Origin of the sequence: Paenibacillus sp. CFBP13512, assembly GCF_005233705.1 — a bacterium.
Classification (GTDB): domain Bacteria; phylum Bacillota; class Bacilli; order Paenibacillales; family Paenibacillaceae; genus Saccharibacillus; species Saccharibacillus nuruki.
In genome coordinates, this window is record NZ_QGAD01000016.1 from 21471 (window position 1) to 46499 (window position 25029).

General features: G+C 39.2%; 20 protein-coding genes and 1 riboswitch. Of the genes, 13 read left to right on the forward strand and 7 right to left on the reverse strand.

Annotated features, from left to right (window positions below; all coding sequences use genetic code 11):
• Positions 1 to 20: 20 nt before the first annotated feature.
• The 4 genes from PaeCFBP13512_RS18875 to PaeCFBP13512_RS18890 all read left to right on the forward strand — a co-directional run bounded on the left by PaeCFBP13512_RS18875 (position 21) and on the right by PaeCFBP13512_RS18890 (position 4386).
• Positions 21 to 299, forward strand: a complete 279-nt coding sequence (locus PaeCFBP13512_RS18875; RefSeq protein WP_206665611.1) for a DUF3892 domain-containing protein — start codon at positions 21 to 23, stop codon at positions 297 to 299.
• A 235-nt stretch (positions 300 to 534) separates the two neighbouring features.
• The gene (locus PaeCFBP13512_RS18880) at positions 535 to 1632 is read left to right on the forward strand and encodes an alpha/beta hydrolase (protein ID WP_161594322.1); all 1098 of its coding nucleotides are present in this window, start codon (positions 535 to 537) and stop codon (positions 1630 to 1632) included.
• Between the two features lie 241 nt (positions 1633 to 1873).
• The gene (locus tag PaeCFBP13512_RS18885; RefSeq protein ID WP_161594323.1) at positions 1874 to 2995 is read left to right on the forward strand and encodes a transglutaminase domain-containing protein; all 1122 of its coding nucleotides are present in this window, start codon (positions 1874 to 1876) and stop codon (positions 2993 to 2995) included.
• Between the two features lie 458 nt (positions 2996 to 3453).
• Positions 3454 to 4386, forward strand: coding sequence for a glycoside hydrolase family 43 protein (locus PaeCFBP13512_RS18890; protein WP_241669432.1), 933 nt, complete (start codon positions 3454 to 3456; stop codon positions 4384 to 4386).
• Between the two features lie 229 nt (positions 4387 to 4615).
• Here the strand turns inward: PaeCFBP13512_RS18890 and PaeCFBP13512_RS18895 are convergent, their stop codons facing one another.
• From PaeCFBP13512_RS18895 to PaeCFBP13512_RS18925, 7 genes are all read right to left on the reverse strand, one after another.
• Positions 4616 to 6094, reverse strand: a complete 1479-nt coding sequence (locus PaeCFBP13512_RS18895) for an amino acid permease (protein WP_137225301.1) — start codon at positions 6092 to 6094, stop codon at positions 4616 to 4618.
• Positions 6095 to 6241: 147 nt separating this feature from the next.
• A riboswitch (Lysine riboswitch) is annotated at positions 6242 to 6439 on the reverse strand.
• 136 nt (positions 6440 to 6575) lie between these two features.
• Entirely contained in the window at positions 6576 to 7721 is a 1146-nt protein-coding gene (locus PaeCFBP13512_RS18900) for a virulence factor (RefSeq protein ID WP_137225303.1), read from the reverse strand.
• Positions 7722 to 7843: 122 nt separating this feature from the next.
• On the reverse strand, positions 7844 to 8599 hold the full coding sequence (locus PaeCFBP13512_RS18905) for a DUF4253 domain-containing protein (protein ID WP_137225305.1): 756 nt from the start codon (positions 8597 to 8599) through the stop codon (positions 7844 to 7846).
• A 173-nt stretch (positions 8600 to 8772) separates the two neighbouring features.
• A complete protein-coding gene (isdG, locus tag PaeCFBP13512_RS18910) occupies positions 8773 to 9108 on the reverse strand; it encodes a heme oxygenase (RefSeq protein WP_137225307.1) in 336 nt (111 codons plus the stop codon).
• Positions 9109 to 9110: 2 nt separating this feature from the next.
• Positions 9111 to 9935, reverse strand: coding sequence for an ABC transporter ATP-binding protein (locus PaeCFBP13512_RS18915; RefSeq protein ID WP_137225309.1), 825 nt, complete (start codon positions 9933 to 9935; stop codon positions 9111 to 9113).
• On the reverse strand, positions 9932 to 10936 hold the full coding sequence (locus PaeCFBP13512_RS18920) for a FecCD family ABC transporter permease (RefSeq protein ID WP_137225311.1): 1005 nt from the start codon (positions 10934 to 10936) through the stop codon (positions 9932 to 9934). Before PaeCFBP13512_RS18920 ends, PaeCFBP13512_RS18915 begins: the two co-directional genes overlap by 4 nt.
• Before the next feature lies 1 nt (position 10937).
• The gene (locus PaeCFBP13512_RS18925) at positions 10938 to 11906 is read right to left on the reverse strand and encodes an ABC transporter substrate-binding protein (RefSeq protein WP_137225313.1); all 969 of its coding nucleotides are present in this window, start codon (positions 11904 to 11906) and stop codon (positions 10938 to 10940) included.
• Between the two features lie 394 nt (positions 11907 to 12300).
• Between PaeCFBP13512_RS18925 and isdC the strand changes: the two genes are divergently transcribed.
• The 9 genes from isdC (at position 12301) to PaeCFBP13512_RS18970 (ending at position 25025) form a co-directional block, all read left to right on the forward strand.
• A complete protein-coding gene (gene isdC / locus PaeCFBP13512_RS18930; RefSeq protein ID WP_137225315.1) occupies positions 12301 to 12780 on the forward strand; it encodes a heme uptake protein IsdC in 480 nt (159 codons plus the stop codon).
• A 28-nt stretch (positions 12781 to 12808) separates the two neighbouring features.
• On the forward strand, positions 12809 to 13291 hold the full coding sequence (locus PaeCFBP13512_RS18935; protein ID WP_137225317.1) for an NEAT domain-containing protein: 483 nt from the start codon (positions 12809 to 12811) through the stop codon (positions 13289 to 13291).
• A 123-nt stretch (positions 13292 to 13414) separates the two neighbouring features.
• Positions 13415 to 13906: an NEAT domain-containing protein gene (locus PaeCFBP13512_RS18940; RefSeq protein WP_069325615.1), complete on the forward strand. Its 492-nt coding sequence runs from the start codon at positions 13415 to 13417 to the stop codon at positions 13904 to 13906.
• A 102-nt stretch (positions 13907 to 14008) separates the two neighbouring features.
• Positions 14009 to 17977 carry an NEAT domain-containing protein gene (locus PaeCFBP13512_RS18945; protein ID WP_137225319.1) on the forward strand — a complete coding sequence of 1323 codons (3969 nt, stop codon included), beginning with the start codon at positions 14009 to 14011 and terminating at the stop codon, positions 17975 to 17977.
• A gap of 121 nt (positions 17978 to 18098) precedes the next feature.
• The gene (gene isdE / locus PaeCFBP13512_RS18950) at positions 18099 to 18965 is read left to right on the forward strand and encodes a heme ABC transporter substrate-binding protein IsdE (RefSeq protein ID WP_137225344.1); all 867 of its coding nucleotides are present in this window, start codon (positions 18099 to 18101) and stop codon (positions 18963 to 18965) included.
• Positions 18966 to 18989: 24 nt separating this feature from the next.
• Positions 18990 to 20048 carry a FecCD family ABC transporter permease gene (locus PaeCFBP13512_RS18955; RefSeq protein WP_137225321.1) on the forward strand — a complete coding sequence of 353 codons (1059 nt, stop codon included), beginning with the start codon at positions 18990 to 18992 and terminating at the stop codon, positions 20046 to 20048.
• Positions 20038 to 20814 carry an ABC transporter ATP-binding protein gene (locus PaeCFBP13512_RS18960; RefSeq protein WP_137225323.1) on the forward strand — a complete coding sequence of 259 codons (777 nt, stop codon included), beginning with the start codon at positions 20038 to 20040 and terminating at the stop codon, positions 20812 to 20814. Before PaeCFBP13512_RS18955 ends, PaeCFBP13512_RS18960 begins: the two co-directional genes overlap by 11 nt.
• Before the next feature lie 714 nt (positions 20815 to 21528).
• Positions 21529 to 23697, forward strand: a complete 2169-nt coding sequence (locus tag PaeCFBP13512_RS18965) for a peptidase domain-containing ABC transporter (protein ID WP_137225325.1) — start codon at positions 21529 to 21531, stop codon at positions 23695 to 23697.
• A gap of 2 nt (positions 23698 to 23699) precedes the next feature.
• Positions 23700 to 25025, forward strand: coding sequence for an HlyD family type I secretion periplasmic adaptor subunit (locus tag PaeCFBP13512_RS18970; RefSeq protein ID WP_137225327.1), 1326 nt, complete (start codon positions 23700 to 23702; stop codon positions 25023 to 25025).
• Positions 25026 to 25029 lie beyond the last annotated feature (4 nt).

The window sequence follows — 25029 nt, forward strand, 5'->3', positions numbered from 1 at the left end:
ATTATGAAGGAGGGGTTATTTTGATTAAAGCTACTAAAATAAAAATGAAAAATGGAAAACATGATTCGAATATTTTAACAGAAATTGATTCGATTTACTTAGAAGGTGTCAGCGAAAATGGATTTTATACAAAAGAAGCTGTTCATGATTTTTTGTCGAATGATCCAAATACTGAAATTAAAGTAAATATTTCGCCTTATCCTAAACTTATCCCAGTAAAAAATAATAATGAAAAATACGTACGTTCAGAAAGTAATGATACAACGAAAGATAATCTTTTAAATTTACCGCGTGAATAACATAGACTTTAATTTAAAGCCAAAAATGACTTCTTTATTATAAAGAAGTCATTTTTAATAGAAATTTTAATAAATTAAAAAGTGTTTCTTTGAAGTTGAATTTAGTAGATATACATATTCATGATATAATATATGTAATAATATATATAATACAATGAGAGTCAAAAGAATATTTTTTGGTATATACTTCAAATATAAGATATATGATTTTTACATTAAAAGAGGAGGAACCTTAATGGATAAACGGTACTGGTTGATTGGTGGGGTAAGTGGTGCAGTATTAGCACTTGCTGGAACAAGAATGGTATGGAATACAGCGGTTAAAGCGCAAACACCGAAACGTATTCCAGTCGAGCGCAAACCTGCTATGCCTTATCAAGATATTGAATTCGTCAGTGAAGGACTGAATATTCAAGGGTGGTTTATTCCTTCTATGGTTAAAGAAGATAAAGTAAACCCGGCAGATACAGCAAATCAACAACATCAAAATCATAGCGAAGCTAGCCCTACATCTTCGCCACTGATGATTATTGCTCATGGGTGGGGTTCCAATCGTTCGCGTGTCCTTCGTTATATTGAACCGTTATGGCAAGCAGGCTATGCGATCTTAATGTATGATGCGCGTAGCCACGGGCATAGTGATCCGATTGAAGCTCCTTCTGCGTATACATTTCGTGATGATATATTGTCAGCGCTGGATTATGCGCTTACGCTCCCTGAGATTGATCCGGAGCGGATCGGCGTGTTGGGGCATTCGATGGGGGGACTCGGTACGATTTTGTCGCTTCCATATGGATTACCTGTACGAGCGGTAATTACAGATTCGATGCCAGCTCAATTTGAAAGTGTATTGGAAGCTGAATTTAAGCGACGGGGTCTACCACTATTTCCAATGGCGAATATTATTCCAAGAATCTGGTTCTACCGTTCTCATATTTCGCTCAAAGAATACCAACAGAAAAATACAGTATTCTCGATCAATGCCGCACGCAAAGAAGCTGATTTGCCGATTCTTATGATCCATTCTCGCGGGGATCGCTTTATTCCGCCAACAGAACTGGAATTTGTGATGGGACAAGTCACCCCACCGATAGAGACTTTATTTGTAGATACAAACGGACACAGTTCTTCGCAAAAAGATCCGCATTTCTGGGCAAAAGTGCTTCCATTTTTAGATGAACATGTGAAGCATGCCGAGCCTAGAGTCAAAGCGTTAACGCCAACTTTGGCAATCAGCAAGACTTCGACAAGAAAAGTAAATGTACGTGCATGGAAAACACCTATAAGTTGGCTCAAATCTGTAAACGAAAAGGCTTCTACAACCGATAATTAAGATAAGGATTATAGAGTAACGTTATGGGTTAGTAATATAAAAATGGATACATATATTTTTTATATATGCGGTTGTGTACAATCCAGTTTATAACTACTATAATTAAGGTTATAGAATATGATCCAAGCTGATATCATCGATACATCATTTAGAAGATGATTAGGCTTGTTATTGCTAAGTTGCTCACTCACTATTATTGGTTTCACCCATTACCCATACGATGAAGGGCGGTTACGTCTGCATGAATAGATCAAGTCAACTTTGGGTGAAGACCCTTTTAGCAGGAACGTTAGTATTCTCTGCTGTTCCAGCTATTTCGTTTAGCAGTAATACGGCGTATGCAGCTACTTCACAGATTACGGTGAATAGTACGTCAGATATCGTTGATCAATTGTACAAAGGATTAATGAACCGTGATGCACAGGTGACTTTTACGTACAAAGGAAGTACAGCTAAGTTGAAATCTATGTTACAAGACTCATTTGAGACAGCGTTAGAAAAAGATCCGTACACGATGTACATCTTAGACAGTTATGGTCTTACATGGCGTAGTAATGCATATTCAGCGTTAGTGACTGTAGATATGAAGTACCGTGAGACTGTCACTCAGACCAAATATGTGAATGACAAAGTCGTTCAGACCGTAGCACAGATTATTACGCCAGGCATGAATGATCACCAGAAAGTTAAAGCTATTCATGATTGGGTCGTACGACATTTGAAATATGATGAAACGTATACTCGTTATACAGCCTATGAAGCATTATATGACGGTACAGCCGTATGTCAGGGTTATGCATTACTCAGTTACGCATTGCTCAAACAAGCAGGTGTAGAAAATAAAATTGTTGAAGGTACAGCAGGCGGAGAACTTCATGCTTGGAACCTTGTCAATATTGACGGTAACTGGTATCACATGGATACAACATGGGATGATCCATTGCCCGATCAAGGTGATGGAGTAGATACCAATTACTATCTACGTACAGATGCTCAGATGAAACAAGATCATAACTGGACCAAAACATATCCTGCGGCAACTGTTGCCTACAAAGATACGTTGAACACATTGATTGCATCCGGTGGGGATACTTCAGGATTTTACAAGCAATTGGAGCAAAACTTGAATTATGCTGTAGATAATTCACCAGCAGCTGTGAATTCAGCAGTAGACCTTAAAGAGCAAGTGAAAAATGCTAAAGCAAGCGGACAATCGTCATTGGTGTTTCGTTACAATGGCAATATAACTAGTTTGAAAAGCGATCTAAGTCGCCTATCTGCTGTAGGAATCAAGTCTATCTCGTACACGGTACAATCGCTAGGTAGTTCAAATGATCTTAAAGTAAATTTATCTTGGAAATAAAAATATAAACACAAGCAAGGATCGGAGCAAGTAACCGATCCTTTTTTTGTATGATTTATAAGGTTAGATAGCAAGGAGCATACTAGGTATAGAAAGCACTCCATTTCTAGAAAAATAAGGGACGGTATCCGATATAAAAAGCTAAATGTTAATTCGGTATTGTTATACTTTGTAGAATGTCTATAAAATTTGAACAATGAATATACTTTTTGAGTCCTATATTCTTTTGTTTATTTATTAATATAAAAGCTATTTAATTAACAAATACATTAACTAAATATACATAAAAATACAAATAAATGGATAGGTTTAAAGTTGCTTTAATATTATATTGTACATAATTGAAAGCGCTTTATAATTAAAGATAGGCGTTGAGCGATACGTATGTAGCGTTTAGCGGACTTCGGAAGCAGGAGGCGAACATCATTAATATGAAGCTGAAAAGCAAATTAGTTCTAATGTTGACCTTAACAGCACTTCTTTTTTCTTTTGTACCAAATGGTAAAATTTTTGCAGCACCGTGGGCATTATCTGGTGATGTAGGCGTACATGATCCATCGCTGATTAAAGAAGGAAATGGTTGGTACACCTTTTCGACTGGAAAAGGTATTCAAGTGTTGAAATCCGATAACGGTACGAACTGGTATCGTGTTCCTCAAGTATTCTTATCTCCTCCAGCTTGGTGGAAAACATACGTACCTAAGCAAGCAGCAAATGATGTCTGGGCTCCAGACGTAAAAACATATAACGGTCGCACATGGTTGTACTATTCGATTTCGTCATTTGGTTCGAATACATCTGCAATTGGACTTGCTTCGGCTAGCAGTATTGGTGCAGGTAGCTGGCGTGATGATGGTCTGGTGTTACGCACGACTGAAGGTTCTAATGATTACAATGCCATTGATCCTGAATTGGTTATTGATGCTTCTGGTAATCCTTGGTTAGCTTTCGGTTCATTCTGGAGTGGTCTTAAATTAACCAAGCTCGACAAAAATACGATGAAACCAACAGGTAGCATCACTTCGATTGCGGCACGTCCTAACAATGGTGGGGCTATCGAAGCGCCATCGATCACGTACCGTAATGGATACTACTATTTGTTCGCTTCTATCGACAACTGCTGTAAAGGTGTAAACAGTACGTACAAAATCGTCTATGGACGTTCCGCCAATATTACAGGGCCTTATGTTGATAAAAATGGTGTGAATATGCTTAATGGTGGTGGTACAATTCTAGATAGTGGTAATGCTCAATGGAAAGGTCCAGGCGGTGAAGACATCGTCGGTAACAATATTATTGCTCGTCATGCTTATGATGCCAATGATAATGGTGCACCGAAGCTGTTAATCAGTGATCTTAATTGGGATTCCAGCGGTTGGCCTACGTATTAACTTTATGATTTAAACGTAAAATAAAAGAACAGATCACGTTATCATATCAAAATAGGTGAAACCAATAACGTAATTGTAAATGATGTCATGCGATGGTTCTGAACATACACTAGTTTAAAAAAGAATTTCAGAAGCACACATTAAAAAAACACCTTCCTACTTCTCTAGCGATTTTGTCATTAGAGAGTGGAAGGTGTTTTTTTATTCAATCACAGTATATGCGATAAGATTACTTTTTATCTAAATGAGGCCCACTATTCAGGTCACATTCGGTTAAAGGCACCACTTTTGTTTTTTTGATTAACTTATATCCAAGCCATAAGATCAAGAACAATGGAACACTAATATAAGAAGCAAAAATAGATTTCCAGTCAATCGCTTCTGGTGTAATATACGCCAGACTTTGACCGAGAATAACAATCGCACATAAGATAAATGCAAATAACGGACCGAACGGGAACCATTTTGCTTTGAAAGGTAAATCATCCATACTTTTACCTTGAGCGTAAAAAGCACGGCGGAAGCGATAATGACTGATTGCAATGCCAAGCCATGTAATAAAGCCACACATCCCTGAAGCATTGAGTAACCATTGATACACAATACCATCACCGAACAACGAAGCTAGAAATGCCAGCATACCTACAGCAGTCGTTAACAACAACGCATTTTGCGGAATTCCACGACGATTCAATTGACCGAACATTCGTGGTGCTTTGCCTTCTTTAGCCAGAGCATATAATACACGAGTTGAAGCATACATACCTGAATTACCTGCGGATAGAACCGAAGATAGAATAACAGCATTCATGACTGCTGCGGCAAAAGCCAAACCTGCTTTTTCAAAAACAAGTGTAAACGGACTCACTCCGATATCGGTTAAATCACCATTCAATAAAGAAGGTGTTGTATATGGAATAATTAATCCAATCACTAGAATCGCTAAAATATAGAAGATCAGAATACGCCAGAATACCTGACGAATCGCTTTTGGTACATGTTCGCGTGGATTTTCACTTTCACCCGCCGCAACTCCGATTAACTCTGTCCCTTGAAAAGAGAACCCTGCCGCCATAAATACACCGATAAAGGCTAACAATCCTCCATTAAAAGGGGCATCGCCCATCGTAAAGTTACTGAATCCTACAGCTTTGCCACCTAGAATCCCGAAGATCATCAACACACCGACCACAAGAAACAGAATAACAACGACAATCTTAATCATCGCAAACCAGTATTCTGATTCTCCATACCCTTTGACTGATAAAATATTAAGCAAAAAGATGACAGCTAGAAATAATAGACTCCAGATAAAAGAAGAACTCTCCGGAAACCAATACTTGATAATAATTGTTGCCGCAGATAATTCCGCTGCAATCGTGACCGCCCAGTTGTACCAGAAATTCCAACCCATGGCGAATCCAAATGCAGGATCGACATAACGAGCGGCATACGTATTGAATGAACCCGATTCAGGACGATAGGTTGCCATTTCACCGAGACTGGTCATTAAGAAATACACCATAATTCCGACACAAGCATAAGCGAGTAGTGCGCCGCCCGGTCCTGCTTGAGCGACGGCGCCACCACTGGCGAGAAATAGACCGGTACCGATCGAACCGCCCAAAGCGATCATCGTCATATGTCTTGCACGTAGACCTGCTTTGAGTTCACGCGGTGGTGAGGATGGAGAAGATGAAGATGCCATAATAGTTAGATACACTCCTTACTGAATTAAGCATGTCAACGCATGCTGAGAATAGATAAAGGAAGCAGACAAACGCAAGAACACAACAAAAAAGACCACGTATATATACGTGATCCTTTAATTATGATCCGCACCATACTTTTCCTTTGTAAAGATAGCTCAACACAGGACACATCCGAAGATGGTTCACTGTGACAGTCCTGTTCCTTTCGGACACAGTCCCAGCATAAGTAACAGAAGAGCGTTACGTATACTTCGGCAACGATACCTTTTTATTTGGGATCAACAGCGGCTCTAACGCTTTCTCCAAATAGACTCATTATAGTTGCGACCTCTACCTCATCGGATATTGTGTGATGAGGCAATTATTATGCAATTAGTGTCATTAATAAGATGACTGTTTTCCAGTATACGTCTAGTCTTTGTTTTTGACAACCACTTATATCATGAAGCTCTTATGAAGAACGAGTAATCACAATAATCATCCGTTATCTTTGGCACGACTTTTCGCCATTTGTTGCCAGATCGTACCTGCGGCTTGTTCACCTGACTCTATCCGTTCAAGCGCCATTTTGGCTTGTAGACTCACTTCAAATTCAGGATCTTCTACAGCTAATTCTAATTCATCACGTGCTTCTTCAGTGCCTACTTCATACAAGAAGCGTGCAGCACGCCAGCGTACTAATTTGCTGCTATCTTTCAGTGTAGTGAGCATGGCTGGAGTAGCTGCTGGATCACCAATATCAGATAAAGTATCCCCAGCTGTACGACGAACTGCCGCCGATTTATCTTGTAGTGCTTTGTATAGTAACTCCATTGCTTCAGGTGTTTTGAGATCTCCGAGATAGACCACGGCTAGACGACGCAATTGCATTTTCTCATCGAATAACGCTTTTTCAATCAAGGGTAGGCTATGCTCGTCTGGTTGCAACAGATCAAAAGCCGCATAACGAACACGCCAGTCTGGATCTTCAAGAGCTACAGCGATATCGTCTGCTTTCATTTCACGACGTTGTTCTACAAATTCTTCCTGACTGGCTCCATGAGAGATCGCTTGTTCAATAATTTTTTTCAATCGATCTTCTGGAAAAGCCGCTTCGATTTCTTGTTCAACTTCACGCGCAATATCAGCAAGTTCACCATAGCGCACACCATAGTCGGTTAATTTGCGTTCTTTGATCATTGTCGCTACAGCCACTTCGGTAACTGCTTGAACAAATCGATCGGCTAGACCAATACGTTCTTCTTTGGTTCCCGATTTCACTCGAATCTGCATCGGAATCCCACGGAAAAATTGTACAAATACTTCTGCTTCTCCAAAGTGCTCACCGGAAAGATCTGTCGGCACTTCGAATTTATTTTCAATTCCTTCTTGCCCCATCTGTGCTTGGACTTCATTTAGAATATCAGACCAATCTGCACTTGCTTTGCGATCTAGAGCAACGAAATCAGCAGTATGGAATACACTTTTGACCCCTGCAATATGAAGCATTTGCTGAATAAATAAAGGCGCAGAGCGTTCATTAGTTAATGTATATGTTTTACGGATACCATGAGGTAATTGCTCATCCAGATGCAACATCATCGTATTCGGACTTGGCGTAGGTTCAATCGAAGTGATTTTCATAATACTGTAGATACCCTCCTTAGGAATCAAATGACATCAAGTAGCGTGCCATTTGTTTTAAATTTAATATAATACCATCTTCATATTGTACCCCAAAAAGGGTACTTATGATTGACTCTTTGTTAATCCCACCAGAAATACCAGAACTCTTGCTCTTGCAAATAACTAGCATATTCTCCAATCGAATCAAAGGATTCCAGTACATAAGAACAGAAGATAAAATGTTCTTGAGCCAGTTGTAGTGCTTCTTGATCGGTTTGTGGTCGGCTATGTGCTTGCAGAATCCACATACTTTCATCGACAACGATCGGGATAGCCTTATATTTGGTTTGCCAGTATTGAAATAAAGACGCTTGTAAAAGAGGAACAGGGCATTCATTGAATCCACCCATCGGAACCATCAGTGGAGCTGTATATTCTTTGCCCGCAGGTAAAGGCAACTGGATCCATTCATCTGTATGTTCACTTTTTGCCTGTAGATCAGGTAATAAAGAAGTCACTTTACTTGGAATCAATGACTCATCTATCAAAGGCATTTCCCATAGACTGCTGTAGGTATGGTACAAGGATGCCCAATCCATACTTTGTACCTGTTCACTCTGATCAGCGATATCGGTATAAAGTAATTGATGACTGACTAATGTTCGAAATGTATCCAGTACATTCATCTGCTCAACCTGTGCTAACTGTTGATCGACATAATCGGTTAATGAATCGTACTCATCCAGCGTATCTTCCATGATCTCCGCGATATTATCATCAGGAATAATAAGTAAAGAATAAGGGCTATCCTGTGCTTGGATCGGCAGAGAACTATTTTTTGCTTCTATAGATAATGCACTATACGGTTGCAAATAATCTAGAATCTCTGAACTCATTCATATCATGCTCCTTTAGGATATCAAGTATGTATCTTATCCGTAGATTATCTTAAATATAACGTAATGCCTCTAATGAAAACAAATCAAAAACAACCCTTCGATGATAGCAAGGGTTGTTTGGAGTAAATCAACTATACCTATTTGAGTTGTGCAAAAAGGATCATTTGAATTTAGACGACAGCTTGATCATTTTCAACTTGAATCGGATTACGTACTATCTTTACGTCATAAAAAGAGATTTTATTTTCGATCATATAATCTGGCGTAGAACCATGAGCATGGGATTCACGGAAAGCTTCGCTTTTAGTCCATCCTTGAAAAGCTTCTTTGGACTCCCAACGTGTGCTGATTGTGACTTCCTCGAATTCTTTGCTACTCTGATTGACCAATACTTCAAGCCCTAGAAACCCATCCATATATTCCACTTTGCCCACTTTATCAAACCGTTCTATCAACAAGTGCGCACTACCTTTAGTTAATTTAGAAGTGTTTGTTACGATAATCATATTCAATGACCTCCTGATTGATGATGGGGGATTACAGGTAAAATAACCGGATAACCACCCTCAAATTTAATTTGTGCTTGCATATGATAAATGTCTTGGATGAATTGAGCGGTGAGAATATGCTTTGGAATACCCGACGTAGCGACTTTGCCTTGCTTGAGTGCAATCATATAATCACAATAAGCGACTGCTTGTTGCAGATCATGCAGTACCATCACGATCGTTAGACCGGATTCTGCATTGATCCGTCTTAACATATCCATCACTTCAAATTGATGAGCAATATCGAGAAACGTAGTCGGTTCGTCCAATAACAAAATTTCAGTCTGTTGAGCCAGTGCCATCGCTATTCGTGTACGCTGTTGTTCACCTCCTGATAAAGTATGGAACATGCGATCTTGATAATGTTCAATTCCTGTCCAGTGCATCACCTGATCGATCATGTCTGTATCTGCTGAATCATAGGATCTTTGCCAGCTTCGCTTATAAGGCATTCGGCCGTAAGCAATCAGTTCACGAACAGTCAATTGCGGAAGCATTTCTTTCATTTGCGGTAACATCGTAATCGTTGTCGATAATTCTCGCAGAGAATATGTATTCATTGGACGATTAAGTAGTTGAATCTGTCCGCGATCAGGTTTAAGCAGTCTGGTGAGCAATCGCAACAAAGTCGATTTACCAGAACCATTGGGACCTACAATTGCTGTTAATTGACCTTTAGGTAACGAGATATCAATCTGATCTAATAGAAAATGACCATTTTCAAGGCTAAGTTGTTTGCCTTCAATGGCTGCTGTAATAGTCGAAGGATGAATCGCCTCTATCATGATAGACCGAACCTCCCTTTGCGTTTCAAAAGGAATAAAAAGAAGGGTGCTCCGATAACAGCGAGTAAAATGCCAACCGGTAATTCAATAGAGCCGAACCATGAACGTGCTACAGTATCTGCAAATACAACCAGTGTGCCACCACCGATCATCGAGAAGGGAAGAAGGAAGCGATAATCTTCGCCAATCATCAGCCGAATCATATGAGGAACTACCAGTCCGACGAATCCGACCAATCCTGCTACACTTACCGCAGCTCCAGCTAGAAATGCAGATAATAAAATAATAAGCAAACGATTCATTTCGACACGTTGCCCTAACAATTGAGCCGAGTCATCACCAAGCAATAGTATATTGGCAGGCTTGATAGCGAATAACGATAAGATCAACCCGACTACAGCATAAGGAGCCACAAATTCGAGGTGATACCAGCTTCGCCCATTCAGTCCACCGGATAACCACGGAAGAACAGCTTGTACCCGATCACTATAGATCACCATGATGCCGTTGGTTAATGCACCAAGCAGAGCATTGACGGCTACCCCTGCTAGAATAATTTTTACCGGCGAAGCTCCGCGATCCCAAGCAAGTAAATAGATCAGTACCGCAGTGACAAAAGCGCCTAAGAAAGCCGTTATCGGAAGTAGATAGCTTAATTGGGGTAACATGACCATCGTGATCATCGCTGTGATTCCACCACCGGCAGAGACACCAATAATGCCTGGATCAGCTAAAGGATTTTTCATAACACCTTGTAACAGTGCTCCAGCAGTAGCCAGGCAAGCTCCGACTAACCAACCAATGATGACACGTGGTACACGTAGATCCATTAAGATGGTGCGATAAGCCGATGGTTCATGCCCCCATAAGATAGGCATTACTTCACGCAGTGGAATAGAGATCGATCCATATAAGACACCGTACAGACAAGCGATCAGCGATAAGATAGGCAAAAGGATAGCGACAAGCCATCGCCTGCGATTACGTTGCTGTTTGTTCATCTTATGGAGATACCGGATACAAAGCTTGATGAATCAAATCCAGCGCTTGTGTTACTTTGGTTCCAGGATTTGTCCCGAATAGATGAGAGGGAAGCACTTCAACCTGATTGTTCTGTACAGCTTTGATACTGCTCCATGCCGGATTGTTTTGCATTTCTTTCAAAAAGCCTGCTTTAACTTCATCTGTATTCCCATGCGTCATAATCATAATGTAGTCAGGATTACTTTGAACGACCTGTTCGGTATTCAACTGTGCATATTGCGGGAAATTTTGTAGACCGGGTAGATCGGCTGCAATATTGCTCCCGCCTGCCACTTCAAGAATATTTCCACTTAATGAATTGGGTAGAGCCGCCATATAGGTTCCAGGTGCTCCATAGACCAGCAATACTTTAGGCTTAGCAGTGGTAGAAGCGGACTGACTTAATGTTTGGATATGATCTTGTATCTGTTGGTTGAGCTGTTTGGCTTTTGCTTCTTGTTGTAATAGTTGTCCAAACAATGTAATTTGGGATTGAATGTCTTGAATCGAGTTAGCACCTGTTAAGATAAGCTTAGAACCGATTCCTTCGATGGCAGGAATATCTTTTTCATTCATTGGATGATTTCCAAGAACTACATCAGGTTGTAAAAAAGTAATCTTTTCCAGATCGACTTCATGAGTGGAACCAATTTGTTCGACTTCTTCAGCAGCAGGAACAACCGCAGGGCCATTGGAATTGGGTCGACCGACCACTTGACCACCTAACGCATAGATAATATCCATATCCCCATTACTAAGTGCAATAATACGTTGTGGTGACTGAGCAAATGGAATCTGTCGTTGAGCAAAGTCAGTTATAGTAAATTGAGTCGTCTGTGTAGTAGCGGCAATAGCAGAAGGAGTAGCGACATTTGTTGATGCAGATGAACTACACCCGGTTACTGCGAGTAGAAGAACAGCAGATGACCAGAGTAAAGATGATTTCATGAGTATCCTCCTAATTACCATTCGCACTGCAAATGATAATCATTTTCAATTAAACTTTAACTAAATGATAATGAATATCAATTAACTTGTCAACGTAAAATATAATTTTTTTCCACATTTTTGAAATGAAATACAGACTTGATTTGATCGCATATATAGGAAAAGCTTTTTGAAAATAGATACTTAAAATTCATATATCACAGATTTCATGATGATATTAACGTATTGACAAGCACTGGAAGGTTGCTCTAATATCGGAGTTGTATCCACTTTGTTTTGCGATTCTGTATCGTGAAAGGAGAGAGACGACAGCTCATAGCGAGCTTCTTTTTTAATTCTCAATTGAGAATGATAATCAATTAAATTTAAAATAATTAGGAGGAATGCTGTCCATATGTATAAACGATATTCCGTACTTGTACTTTCAATCTTGATGGTGAGTCTGTTTATGATAGGGATGAAGCCTGTATCAATCACACAAGCAGCTTCTTCTTCAGGACTGGCGAATGGTACATATACCCTCAAGTATGATGTGTTAAAGGCGGAGAATAACTCGGTGTCGATGGCAAATGATTACTTTGAAAAACCTGCCAAGTTATATGTTAAAAATGGGAAAATAACGATGCAGGTGCAGCTCAATCATAGTGAGTGGACAACGCAATTCAAAGTGAAATACAAAGGTAAAATAATGGATACGAAAGTCATTCAAAGTAACAGTAAAAAAGATACACGGATTGTGCAATTTCCGATTGCAGATATCAAAAATCCAATTGTATCTAAAATTCATGTAACAGTGAGTTCGTACAACTATGATCACGACTATACGATTCGCTTAGCTTTAGATCAAAAAAGTCTGAAAGCGATCAAAAAATAAAATTAAACCTATAGGAGAGTGTTGAAGAATGAACGCAGTTATGAACCGTATGGAAAAAATGGATTTTAAAAAGGTATTTATGATGATCATCTTGGCGGCTTTGGTATTCGCAGTATTGGCTCCATCATCTGCTAAATCGGCACATGCAGCTCTAGCCAATGGCACGTACAGCGTAGATTACAAAGTATTAGCAGATGGTACAGAAAATACGTCTCGTCTGGATAGCTATGTAGTGAAGCCTGCTACAGTCACTGTTGTTAATGGTGTGAATACAGCGCGTTTGACCATCACAAGCAGTAACTTAATTACAGCTTTTAAAGTAGAACAAAATGGTCAATTGGTAGACGCTACTGTAGTAAGCACGAATACGTCTGCGAACACAAGAGTAGTGGAGTTCCCTGTAGCTGACTTGGACAGCAAAGTGAATGCTTATGCAGAAATCAAAATTCCTGTGATTAATTACACAGGTAAATATAACGTACAACTGCAATTCGACACAGACAGCATCTAATGCGTCACGCTATACTATTCTATTGGCATATGAGGTGCAGTAGATAAGTATAGATGAACATGAATAGTTCGAAATATGGATTTATTTTCACATCACATTATGGATAGAAAAGAGGATGGAACTATGAATATGATGATAAATACAGTCGAGAAGTTTTCTTTGAAAAAAGTAATCACGATGGTAATGATGGTGGCTCTAGTATTCGCAGTACTAGCTCCGTTATCTGCTAAATCGGCACATGCAGCGATTCCAGATGGTACGTATGGTATTGATTACACCGTATATGCGGATGGAACGAACAATGCTTCTTATATGGATAATGGTGAATACTCTGTCAAACCAGCGACTTTGATTGTCAAAAATGGCGTAGCTAAAGTCAAAGTCACATTGAAGCACAAAGACTGGATCAAATCGTTCAAAACACAGCAAAATGGTACGTATGTTGAAGCTACGACAACAACAAGTGGCGATACCAAAACATTTGAATTCCCGGTGAGCAATTTATCTACTAAATTGAACGCACAAATTCATGTAGTCGTTCCAGCATCTGTTGCAGGTGTTGCGTATGACCATACGTATACCGTTCAATACTTGTTTGATGAAGATAGCGTATAAGTATTCATTTTAACGAATCATGTATAGAAAAAAAGGATATTGCTTCTCTGGGACAATCTTGTTCCAGAGAAGTCTATTTTATTAACAGGGGGATCATATACATTGAAAAGGCAATTTAGAACTTATTTGATCGTATGTACTGTATTTTTGATGATGTTATCGTTGGTATCTCCGACGTTATCAGCTGTATTTGCAGAAGAGACAGATTCTTCATCATCAAGCAGTGCAACAGGATCAAGTGTAACTGGCGATACGTATTCTTCTTCAGACACAACGTCCACGACTACAACTCAGGCAACAACCCCTACAACAGAAACAGCAAAACCATTATTTACTGTACAATCTCATGATCCTTCAGTGACGTCTGCTACCTATGATACGTATGCAGATGGCGAATATACGATTGCATATCAAGTGATGCGTACGAATGCTTCTGGAAAAGTAGTAGCATCCAATGTATTCAAATCTTCAGAAAATGCGACCAATCCGGGTCAATTAACGATAGACAACGGCCATTATCATTTCTCCTTCGAGAGTAATAATGCCTATCTATTTACCCAATTCAAAGCCACTCAAAATGAGCAAACCCATGATGCTCAGATCACATTAGCATCTGGAAGTACAACAAAAGGTACAGTTGCATTTGACGTATACGATCTAACCAAAGAAATCAATATTAACTACACATTTAACGAAATGTCTAACAATGAACGTCTCACTCTGAATCCTTCCACTTTGAAAGTTATAGACAAGACACCGCCTGTGATCCCGGTTGAACCGGCTACAGGAACGGAGACTGCTATTGCATATACGGTATTAAAAGATGGAACAGCTACAACATCAATGATGGATAGCTATTTGCAAAAACCAGCTAAACTAATCACAAATGGCTCCCAAAAATATGTTCAACTGACGTTGAAAAATAGCAATTGGATTCAAGCTTTACAGACGGATGTAGATAAAGACAGCAACTATACGGATGTTGATCTCATTTCTTCAGACACAGTAACGAATACAAGATTGATACAATTTGCAGCCAATTCATTATCCAAAACCAATCCTGTGATCAATGCCAAAGTGCATGTGGTGATTCCAGCGGGCACGATTCCGAATATGGGTGCTTATGATGAATGGCATACGGTTCAATTGAGCTTTGACCCAGCTTCGATTCCATTATCGTTAGCAGATGGGCAATATAGTCTGACTTTTGCGACGCTAAAAGAAAAAACAGATGATGCGTCTTCTATGGCTAATTATTTTGGTAGTCCGGCTATATTAGTCTCCAAAAACGGTAAGTACGAAGTGATTTTGAATATTATCAAAGATAGTTCTGTGATCACATCACTCCAAACAGAGCAAAATGGAGTGTTCACCGAAACAAGTATAGTAAGTGCAGATAAAACAGCGAATACAAGAGTAGTTACATTCCCTATCGCTAATCTAGAAAGTATAGTGAACGCTAAAGTGCATATCAAAACATCGTATGCAGGTTCAGTATACGAATCGGATTATCCTATTCGATTCAAATGGGATACAACGAAGATTGCCCCAGTGATCACACCTATACCGGATAGTTCAACGACACTGAATTATCAAGTATTTAAAGATAACAGTAGCGAAATATCGGTAATGGATGGATATGTGACAAAACCAGCTACATTGATTACCAAAAATGAGAAAAAGTATATCCAACTCACACTGAAAAATAGTGCTTGGATCAAATCGTTACAAGTCGATGGCAATGGTGGCAAGAATTATACCGATGTCACGGTCATTTCGACTGATTCAGCAGCGAACACAAGAGTCATTCAATTTGAAGCCAGTCATTTATCCAAAACGAATCCTGTGTTAAACGCCTATACTCATGTGGTGATCCCACCTGAAGTTGTGCCTGATTATGATCATTACTATACGATTCAATTCAAATTTGATAGTACTCAATTGCCAGAACCGACAACACCAACAGTACCAACACCTGTGGTCATCGACAATGGAACCTACACGATCCCGATGTCTACATTAAAATCCACCACAGATGCTGTATCGACAATGGGTAGTTATTTTGATTCCAAAGTCACGTTGACCGCAGTCGATGGTAAATATCAGGCATCTCTCAATGTGATCAAAGATAGCTCGGTGATTACTACGTTTAAAACAGAGCAAAATGGCACACTGACGGATACCGAGGTGATCAGCGAAGACACAACAGCAAATACAAGAGTCGTTACATTCCCTGTGACCGATCCGAGTCGTCCATTGAATGCTCAAGTGCATATCAAAACATCATATGCAGGTTCTGTATACGAAGCCGATTATCCGATTCGCCTCAAGTTCGATCTTGCGAATATGACGTTGGTTCCGACTACACCAGAAGAGCCAACTACACCAACAGTACCAACCAACCCGAATGAAATGGCAGACGGGAAATATAGTGCTGGTTTTACCGCTTATAAGTTTAAAGAAAAAACGTTATCTGTAATGGATGAATATACACTCAAACCAGCTACAGTGATCAAGCGTTCAGGCAAGCTGTATGTCCAGATTACTTTAAAAGAAAGCGATTGGATCAAAACATTTAAAGTAGGCGGTAGCGATGCACAAGTCATTTCGACCAGTGGCAATCAACGTGTTGTTCAATTTGCTGTTAAAGACTTGTCAGAGACAATCGTAGTCAATACCCATGTAGTGATTCCATTAGGTGAAGTTGCAGGTTTAGGGGTATACGATCATACGTACAATGTCGATTTTAAATTCGGTTCACTGGGGCCGTATGAAGAACCGAAAGCTTCGGCGACATCTACACCTGTGATCCCGCTTGATTACGATAAATTAAGCAACGGGAAGTACAATATGCCATTCCAGGTGCTTGTACCTAACTCATCTTCGGATGCAGTATCTCCTGTACAACGTTATATATCCAAAGATCAGCCAGCGCAATTCGTGGTTGAAGGAGATCAACGTTATGTGGTCGTAACTCTTCAAGATGCCAAAGAAGTCAAAGCATTACGTGTTAGCAACAACGGCATCTATACCGATGCAGAAGTAACAGCAACAGATGAACAAGCGAATACCAAAACGGTGCGTTTTAGTGTAGCTGATTTCAAAAAGAATATTGCTGCACAGTTAGTGACAAACAGTGGAGTTAGTATAGCAAGTACTCCTACTGATAGTAACAATGAGACAGTCTATGATTTTGAATTTAAATTTGATACGGCTAAGGTCACCAAAGATACAACCGAGACGACAACCACAGTAGAAAAAGGAACCAATACTATCGAAGATGGTGAGTATACCGCTCAATATCGTATTTTACAAAATGGTAGTGAACAGGATTCGATTCTTGCTGATTATGTAGATCAGACTGCACATCTGACTGCAAAAAATGGCAAAGTCTACGCTACAATTACAATCGAAAATAGTCAGGCTGTACCTACATTCCAGACTGATTTTGAAGGGAAATATACCGATCCAACGATTGTAGCCAATACAACAACAAGTAACGCACGTACCGTTACCTTTGAAGTGCCTGACTTGGAACAGAAGTTAAGTATTTTCAGTCAAGTGTCTATGCCGGATCGTTATTTGAACGATGAGAAAATGGGCGGGCAAATCCTCTTTGATCGCAATACGCTCAAAGGAAAGGGAATGGAGCCCACAGTAACCGCACCTGTTCAAGAAACACAACCAGCAGAATTAACAGAACAAAAATACAAAATAGCTTATAAAGTATACAAAGATCAAAGCAACGAATTATCCGTTATGAATGACTATGTGAACAAACAAGCGACTTTGATCCAAAAAGAAGGTAAAACATTTGCGCAAATTACACTGGATAAAAGTAGCTGGATGCCTGTTCTACAAGTGAAGCAAAATGGCACTTTGCAAGATGTAGAAGTGATCTCAACATCGGGTGATCAGCGTGTGGTGCAATTTGAAGTGAATGATTTATCTCAAAAAATCAGTGCATACACCCATGTCATTGTACCGGGCTTAGTTATCGGTGGTGTGGCGTATGATCACTGGTATAGCGTACAATTCCAATTTGATCTGTCCAGTAAAAAAGAGCAGTAAATTCATAAAGATAAGCAACAAAGTCTGTGAGTCTTGGCGCAATTGTGCCAGGACTTGTAGGCATTTAAGGCAGTAACCATAGAAAGAGGGGAAATAAGTGAAACGTTTAGCTTGGTTATGGATGCTTGTTCTTGTATTAGCAGGATGTTCGACAGGCGCTCAAGCAGGGCCATCTACAGCTACCCACGATACGTCTACGAATACCGCTTCGTCTGCACGGATTGTAGCAACAACTGTAGCTATTACTGAGATTACTGCTGCACTGGATCTTCCATTAGTCGGCAAACCAACCAGTACCAAGACATTACCTCCACAATATAAAGATATTCCTGATGTGGGTAACCCGATGAGCCCTGATATGGAGAAAGTATTATCTTTACAACCTACAGATGTATTGTCGGTCACAACGCTACAATATGATCTGGAACCCAAATTCAAAGATTTGAATATGAATGCTGAATTTTTGGATTTTGAAAGTCTGGAAAAAATGGAAAACGAAATTTTGAAAATGGGAACGCAATTTGATCGCACAACCAAAGCAAAAGAAATCACAGATACATTAAAGACCAAAGTAGCTGAAGTGAAAAAGACTGTAGCAGACAAACCTTCTCCTAAAGTATTGATTTTGCTAGGTGTGCCGGGAAGTTATCTTGTGGCTACTGAACATTCGTATATCGGTGATCTTGTGAAGATTGCAGGTGGAACCAATGTAGTCCAAGGAGAAAGTGTTGAATACTTAGCGTCCAATACAGAATATTTGCAAAAGTCGAATCCAGATATTATTTTGCGAGCGGCTCATGGGATGCCTGAAGAAGTGGTAAAAATGTTCGATGAAGATTTCAAAACGAATGATATTTGGAAACATTTTAATGCGGTTAAAACAGGACAAGTCTATGATCTGCCAGAACCTTTGTTTGGAACTACAGCTAGCCTGTCCGCTCCTCAAGCATTAGATGAATTACTGCAAATGATGTATCCCTCTTCCTAATCTATGACAAGAAGGATGTTATAAATGATAGCTAAACCATCTACAGAATATTCAAATCCATCTTCTTCTAAAAGTGAGCAGACTGCATATACTCATCAGAATCGTAAGCGACTATGGAGCTTTATAGTTGTCTGTGCGCTACTGATCGGAGTTGTTCTGTATTCAGCGATGACGGGCAGTCTCAAAGTAGGGATATGGCAACTGATACAAGGATTATGGACAGGCAATGATAATCAGGTCAATGTTGTACGAGACTTACGATTGCCTCGTATTATTGTAGCCATGATGGCAGGCGCAGCACTAGCCGTAGCTGGTGTATTATTGCAAGCAGTGATGAAGAATCCATTAGCCGATTCAGGAGTGATTGGCATATCTTCTGGAGCCGCATTAGTTTCACTTATTGCAGTGACTCTATTTCCAACCTTATATTTTTGGATGCCTTTATTTTCGTTTTTTGGTGGGGCTTTGGCTTGCTTCATGGTATACGGGTTTTCATGGAAATCGGGACTGCATCCGATTCGATTGATCTTAATCGGTGTTGCAGTGAACGCTATTTTTTCAGGGCTGGGGCAATCTTTTAATTATCGAGGAAGTTATGCAGTCACCAGTATTAACCAAGTCACCACTTCAACATTAGCTATGAAAAAGTGGGTCGATGTAGAGATCATTTTAATATATGGTGGAATAGGATTAATTCTTGCCATGTTAGTGTATTCATGGTGTAACTTTCTAGCCTTACAAGAAAAAACAGCGAAAAATCTAGGTCTCCATGTTACCCGTGCTCGATTGTTGATCTCTGTGATTGCGGTTATTTTGGCGGCTACAGCTACTGCAATCGCAGGAGTGATTGTATTTATCGGATTATTGATCCCTCATATTGCACGCCAACTTGTTGGATCGGATCATAAGTGGCTAATTCCTTTTTCCGCAGTCGCAGGAGCTTTATTATTGTTGCTTGCTGATACGCTTGGAAGAACGGTACTGGCTCCTAATGAAATTCCAGCTTCGATTATTATGGCGGTTATTGGTGGGCCTTTTCTTATTTTCCTCATTACAAGGAGTGACCGTATCTATGGACGTTAACGATATTACTTTTTCATATGATCGTCGTATTGATCGTCTTCATCAAGTCAATGCACAGATTCAGCCAGGGAAAATTACAACAATTATCGGTCCCAATGGATGCGGCAAGTCCACCTTACTGCATGTGATGTCTAATAATGCGGTACCTCGTCTTGGACAGGTGATATTAGATGGCAAAACCATTGCTCAATACAAACCGAAAGAATTAGCACGCAAATTAGCGGTTGTGCATCAGCAAAATGAAGCACCTGCGGATCTAACGATTGAAAAATTAGTTAGCTTTGGTCGATTACCGCACCGTACACTATTTAGTTCACTACAAGCAGAAGATGAGCAAGCGATAGAGTGGGCGTTAGATTGTACTAATTTACACGAAAAAAGATTCAGCACATTGGATCAATTGTCTGGTGGAGAACAGCAACGGGTCTGGATTGCTATGGCACTTGCGCAGCGCACACCGATTCTTTTTCTGGATGAACCAACCACATATCTAGATATGTATTATCAGTTGGAAATCATGGAATTGATTCATCGCTTAAATGAAGAACATCAACTGACTATTGTGATGGTGCTTCATGATATCAATCAAGCGATTCGTTACAGTCATCATCTGATTGCGATGAAAGCAGGTGCGATTATAGCCAGCGGAGTACCGGGCGATATGATTACTCATGATCTTATTCGGGATATCTATGGAGTAGAAGTGCTTGTACGGCATGATGCTGAAGCAGGATTACATCTCATTCCAATAGGTGTAGGTCTGTAAAAGAATCGTTCTCTGATGCGCTTATTTGGTCTATTCTATCTATTACTGAACAGACGTAGATTGATACGCTTTTTTGAAAATAGGGTAATAGTGGAAGAATATTTTATTTGCACAAATATCAGGTTTAAGCCAAAAGAGTCGGAAGGTGCCGAAAAGAGATTAGTATTTAGTCTGATTACGGTCACATTAGAATGACAGAACAAAGCATGTAATGCGAGATATAGTAGGGCGGTTGCAATGGTGAAAAAGGTGTAGCTCTTACTAATATTCAATTATCTTGTATCCGTCTATAATAAAAAAATATAGCGATTATATAAGTTACCGACAAAATTCTGAAAAGTCGCTGGATTGAGCGCTTTATCATAGACCTTATTCAGGGTATAGCTGGATTCCAGATTGATTTGAATATCGACGGAGTCATTGTAAACCGTATATTCAAAACTATAGGAAAGTTTAAGAACAATTATGTCAACATTAACCTCACTCATTATGGCAAGCTGATAACGAGTTCTTATACTGTAGTCTTGCTTAAATAGTAGCTGCTTATCATTAAGTAATTTATTTTTCCCGAAAGCCTGCCCATTTTTAATAATGGGCAGGCTTTAAGTTATATTTTTAGATTTTAATATTACTCATTAGTAATTAAATTTATTTACAGTCAATAATTCATATGCTAACATACGCTTATACAATAAAGGGGTAAGGATGTATAAAATGGTATCAAATACACAATTGCACAAAGATATACAAAAAGAGAAAACAAAGGTCGAAACAGACTCGGGTCTTCAATGTTTGCTGATTATTGCAAATTTTCATGGCATCGCAGCAGATGCTCAACAAATCAAACATGCATTTGCAATTCATGAGAACGAAACATCCTTTATGGATATTCAAAAAATTTCCAAACAATTGGGTTTGCGCTGTCGGATTGCTTCTTTAAAACTTCCACGTTTATCAAAACTTCGCTTACCAGCAATATTATCTACGAAAGAAAATGGATTTATTGTATTGGCTCAAGCCAGTGAAGACGGTAAAAAATTTTTAATCTTTGATCCGCTACAATCTAAACCAACTCCAGTTACAGATCAAGAGCTTATGAATGTATGGACTGGAAAGGTAATCCTCTTTGCTCCAAAAGAACAAACTGATCCACAGAAAACAGAATTTGGCATCAAATGGTTTATACCTGCTTTATGGAAGTACAAAAAACTTATTATCGAAATATTGATTGCATCATTTTTATTGAATTTGTTCGGATTGATTGCGCCATTATTTACGCAGGTTATTATTGACAAAGTACTTGTTCACCAAGGAATCGCAACACTCAATGTGTTGGTTATCGGTTTGATTTTGATTATGCTATTTGAATTCGTTATTAATTTGGCGAGAAATTATGTATTTACCCATACTACAAGCAGAATTGATATTACATTGGGTGTAAAATTGTTCAACCATTTGTTTCGACTTCCACTGGCATACTTCGAAAATCGGCGAACAGGTGATATCATTGCTAGGATTCGTGAGCTTGAGAACATTAGACAGTTTCTTACTGGAACGCCGTTGACAGCAGTATTAGATCTTTTTTTTATGGTTGTTTATATTGTCGTTATGCTATACTACAGTACTTCGCTGACTATGGTAGTTGTAGCTTCTATTCCTCTATTTATTCTTCTTTCGCTTATCTTTATTCCGTTAATCAAGCACAGATTGGAAGAAAAATTTCAAAAGGGATCAGATTCGCAGTCTTATCTCGTAGAAGCTGTTTCAGGAATACAAACGCTTAAATCTTTCGCATTGGAACCTTTAGCTCAAAAAAAGTGGGAAAACCTTCAATCGAGCTACATAAAATCGAATTTCAAACTAGCTATTTTATCTGGTACAGCAGGATCTATAGGACAACTTATTCAAAAAATGAGTACTCTTGCTATATTATGGTATGGTACACATCTTGTATTACAAGGTAGTATGTCAGTAGGGCAATTGATCGCCTTTCAAATGTTAGCTGGTCGTGTAAGTGATCCAGTTATGCGCCTTGTTCAAATGTGGCAGGACTTTCAACAAACAGGTGTTTCAATAAGTAAGTTAAAGGATATTTTTTCTATTCAGCCTGAACCGAGCATGTCTACAACAAAAGCTACATTGCCTCGCATTAATGGGCAAATCAAATTTGAAAAAGTGACTTTTAGATATCAAGCTAACGGTCCCGAAATTTTGCGTAACCTTTCATTGGATATGGATGCAGGAAATATTATCGGAGTGGTAGGTAGAAGTGGATCCGGGAAAAGTACATTGTCCAAATTAATACAACGTTTGTATGTTCCTGAATCAGGACGCATATTGATTGATGGAGTTGATCTATCTATGGCAGATCCATCATGGCTACGCCGACAAGTGGGTGTAGTATTACAAGAGAACTATTTGTTTAGTGGAACTATTCGAGAAAATATTGCGATCCATCATCCAGCAGCAACTATTGAGCAAATCGTAAATGTTGCAAAACTCGCAGGAGCGCATGAGTTCATTTCCGAGCTAATGGAAGGATACGATGCGGTAGTCGGCGAACGAGGCACTTCTTTATCAGGAGGTCAAAAACAGCGTGTTGCTATTGCGCGTGCACTACTGTCAAATCCTCGTATTTTGATATTTGATGAGGCTACATCTGCACTCGACTATGAATCGGAAAGAATAATACAAAGCAACTTAAAGCATATTTGTAAGGGCAGAACAGTAATCATTATCGCTCATCGTCTATCAACGATTATGTCTGCCAACAAAATTGTAGTACTGGATAAAGGCGAACTTGTCGAGTCTGGTAGCCACCAGCAACTAATGCAGGCACAGGGATTATATCGTTATCTATATTCCCAGCAAGAAAGGGATTAGTCATGTTATTTACAAAGAAAGATAAATTGGATTATGAATTTTTGCCAGATGCTATGGAGTTGGAACAAACGCCTCCAAAACCACTTGGAAGGTGGTTGATATGGACTATTTTATTAATTATGGCAGCAACTGTAATATGGTCTTATTTGGGTAAAGTTGATGTTGTAGCTTCCGCCAGAGGAAAAGTCATAGCGGATGGAAGAACCAATGTATTACAGCCAATGGAAGAATCCTCAATTAAAGCTATCTATGTCAAAGAAGGAGAACAGGTAAAAAAAGGTCAATTGCTGGTTGCGTTTGATTCTACGTCTACCAAAGCTGATCTGGATGGTATCAAAAAAGAGAGAACGATTGCAATGATCGAAAGAGAAATGCTACAAGCCGAACTTAATGGTGTAACTTATGAACCAAGTAACGAATTAGCACAATCGCCTGAAATGAATTCCGTTGTTGATATGCAAAAAAGATTACGACAGGCTAGAGAGCAAGAATACTATAGCAGTTACCAAGCGGCTGAACTTGTTGTTGCACAGAGAGAGAAAGACCTTAGCAATGCTAAATCTTCTTTAGAAACATTGCAAAAAAATAGTGAACTTGAAGAAGTGAAGCAAGCTGATAATACAGAGGGACAAGAACAAACAGATTTGAATAGCTTGCTTGAACAAGACATGAGTTCCTACAAATCCGAACAGAACATATCTGAACAACGAACAACAATTCAACAAGCAGAAGATGCCATATCTGAAGCCGAAAAAAATATAACTATTCTTACAGAAAAAAGAAAAAAAGACCTTTTGGATTTAATGGTTGAAGCGGAAAAGAACATTGTAAATCTGACGACTGAATTAACTAAAGCGCAAAAAAGATATAATTTGCAGCAATTAAAATCTCCAGTAAATGGAACGATACACGGCATCTCATCCTTAACAGTAGGTGGTGTCGTATCTCCAGCACAGTCTTTTATATCTGTTGTACCGACAGATACACCATTAGTTGTAGAAGCTACCATCTCTAATCAGGATATTGGGTTTATAAAAAAAGGACAGCAAGTATTTTTAAAAGTCGATACTTTTCCATTTCAGAAATACGGATATCTATATGGGGAAATAGAACATATTAGTCCGGATGCTTTCGATGATGAGAAACTGGGTCCTATTTATAAAGCTGCTGTAAGTATTGATTCAATGGATTCCTCCAGAGGGTTGCCCATTCATCTTACTCCCGGAATGTCATTGACAGCAGAAGTGAAGACAGACCAACGAAGAATTATTGAATTCTTCCTTTCTCCGATTGCCAAAGCTACAGAAGAAAGTTTCAAGTTACGTTAAAAGT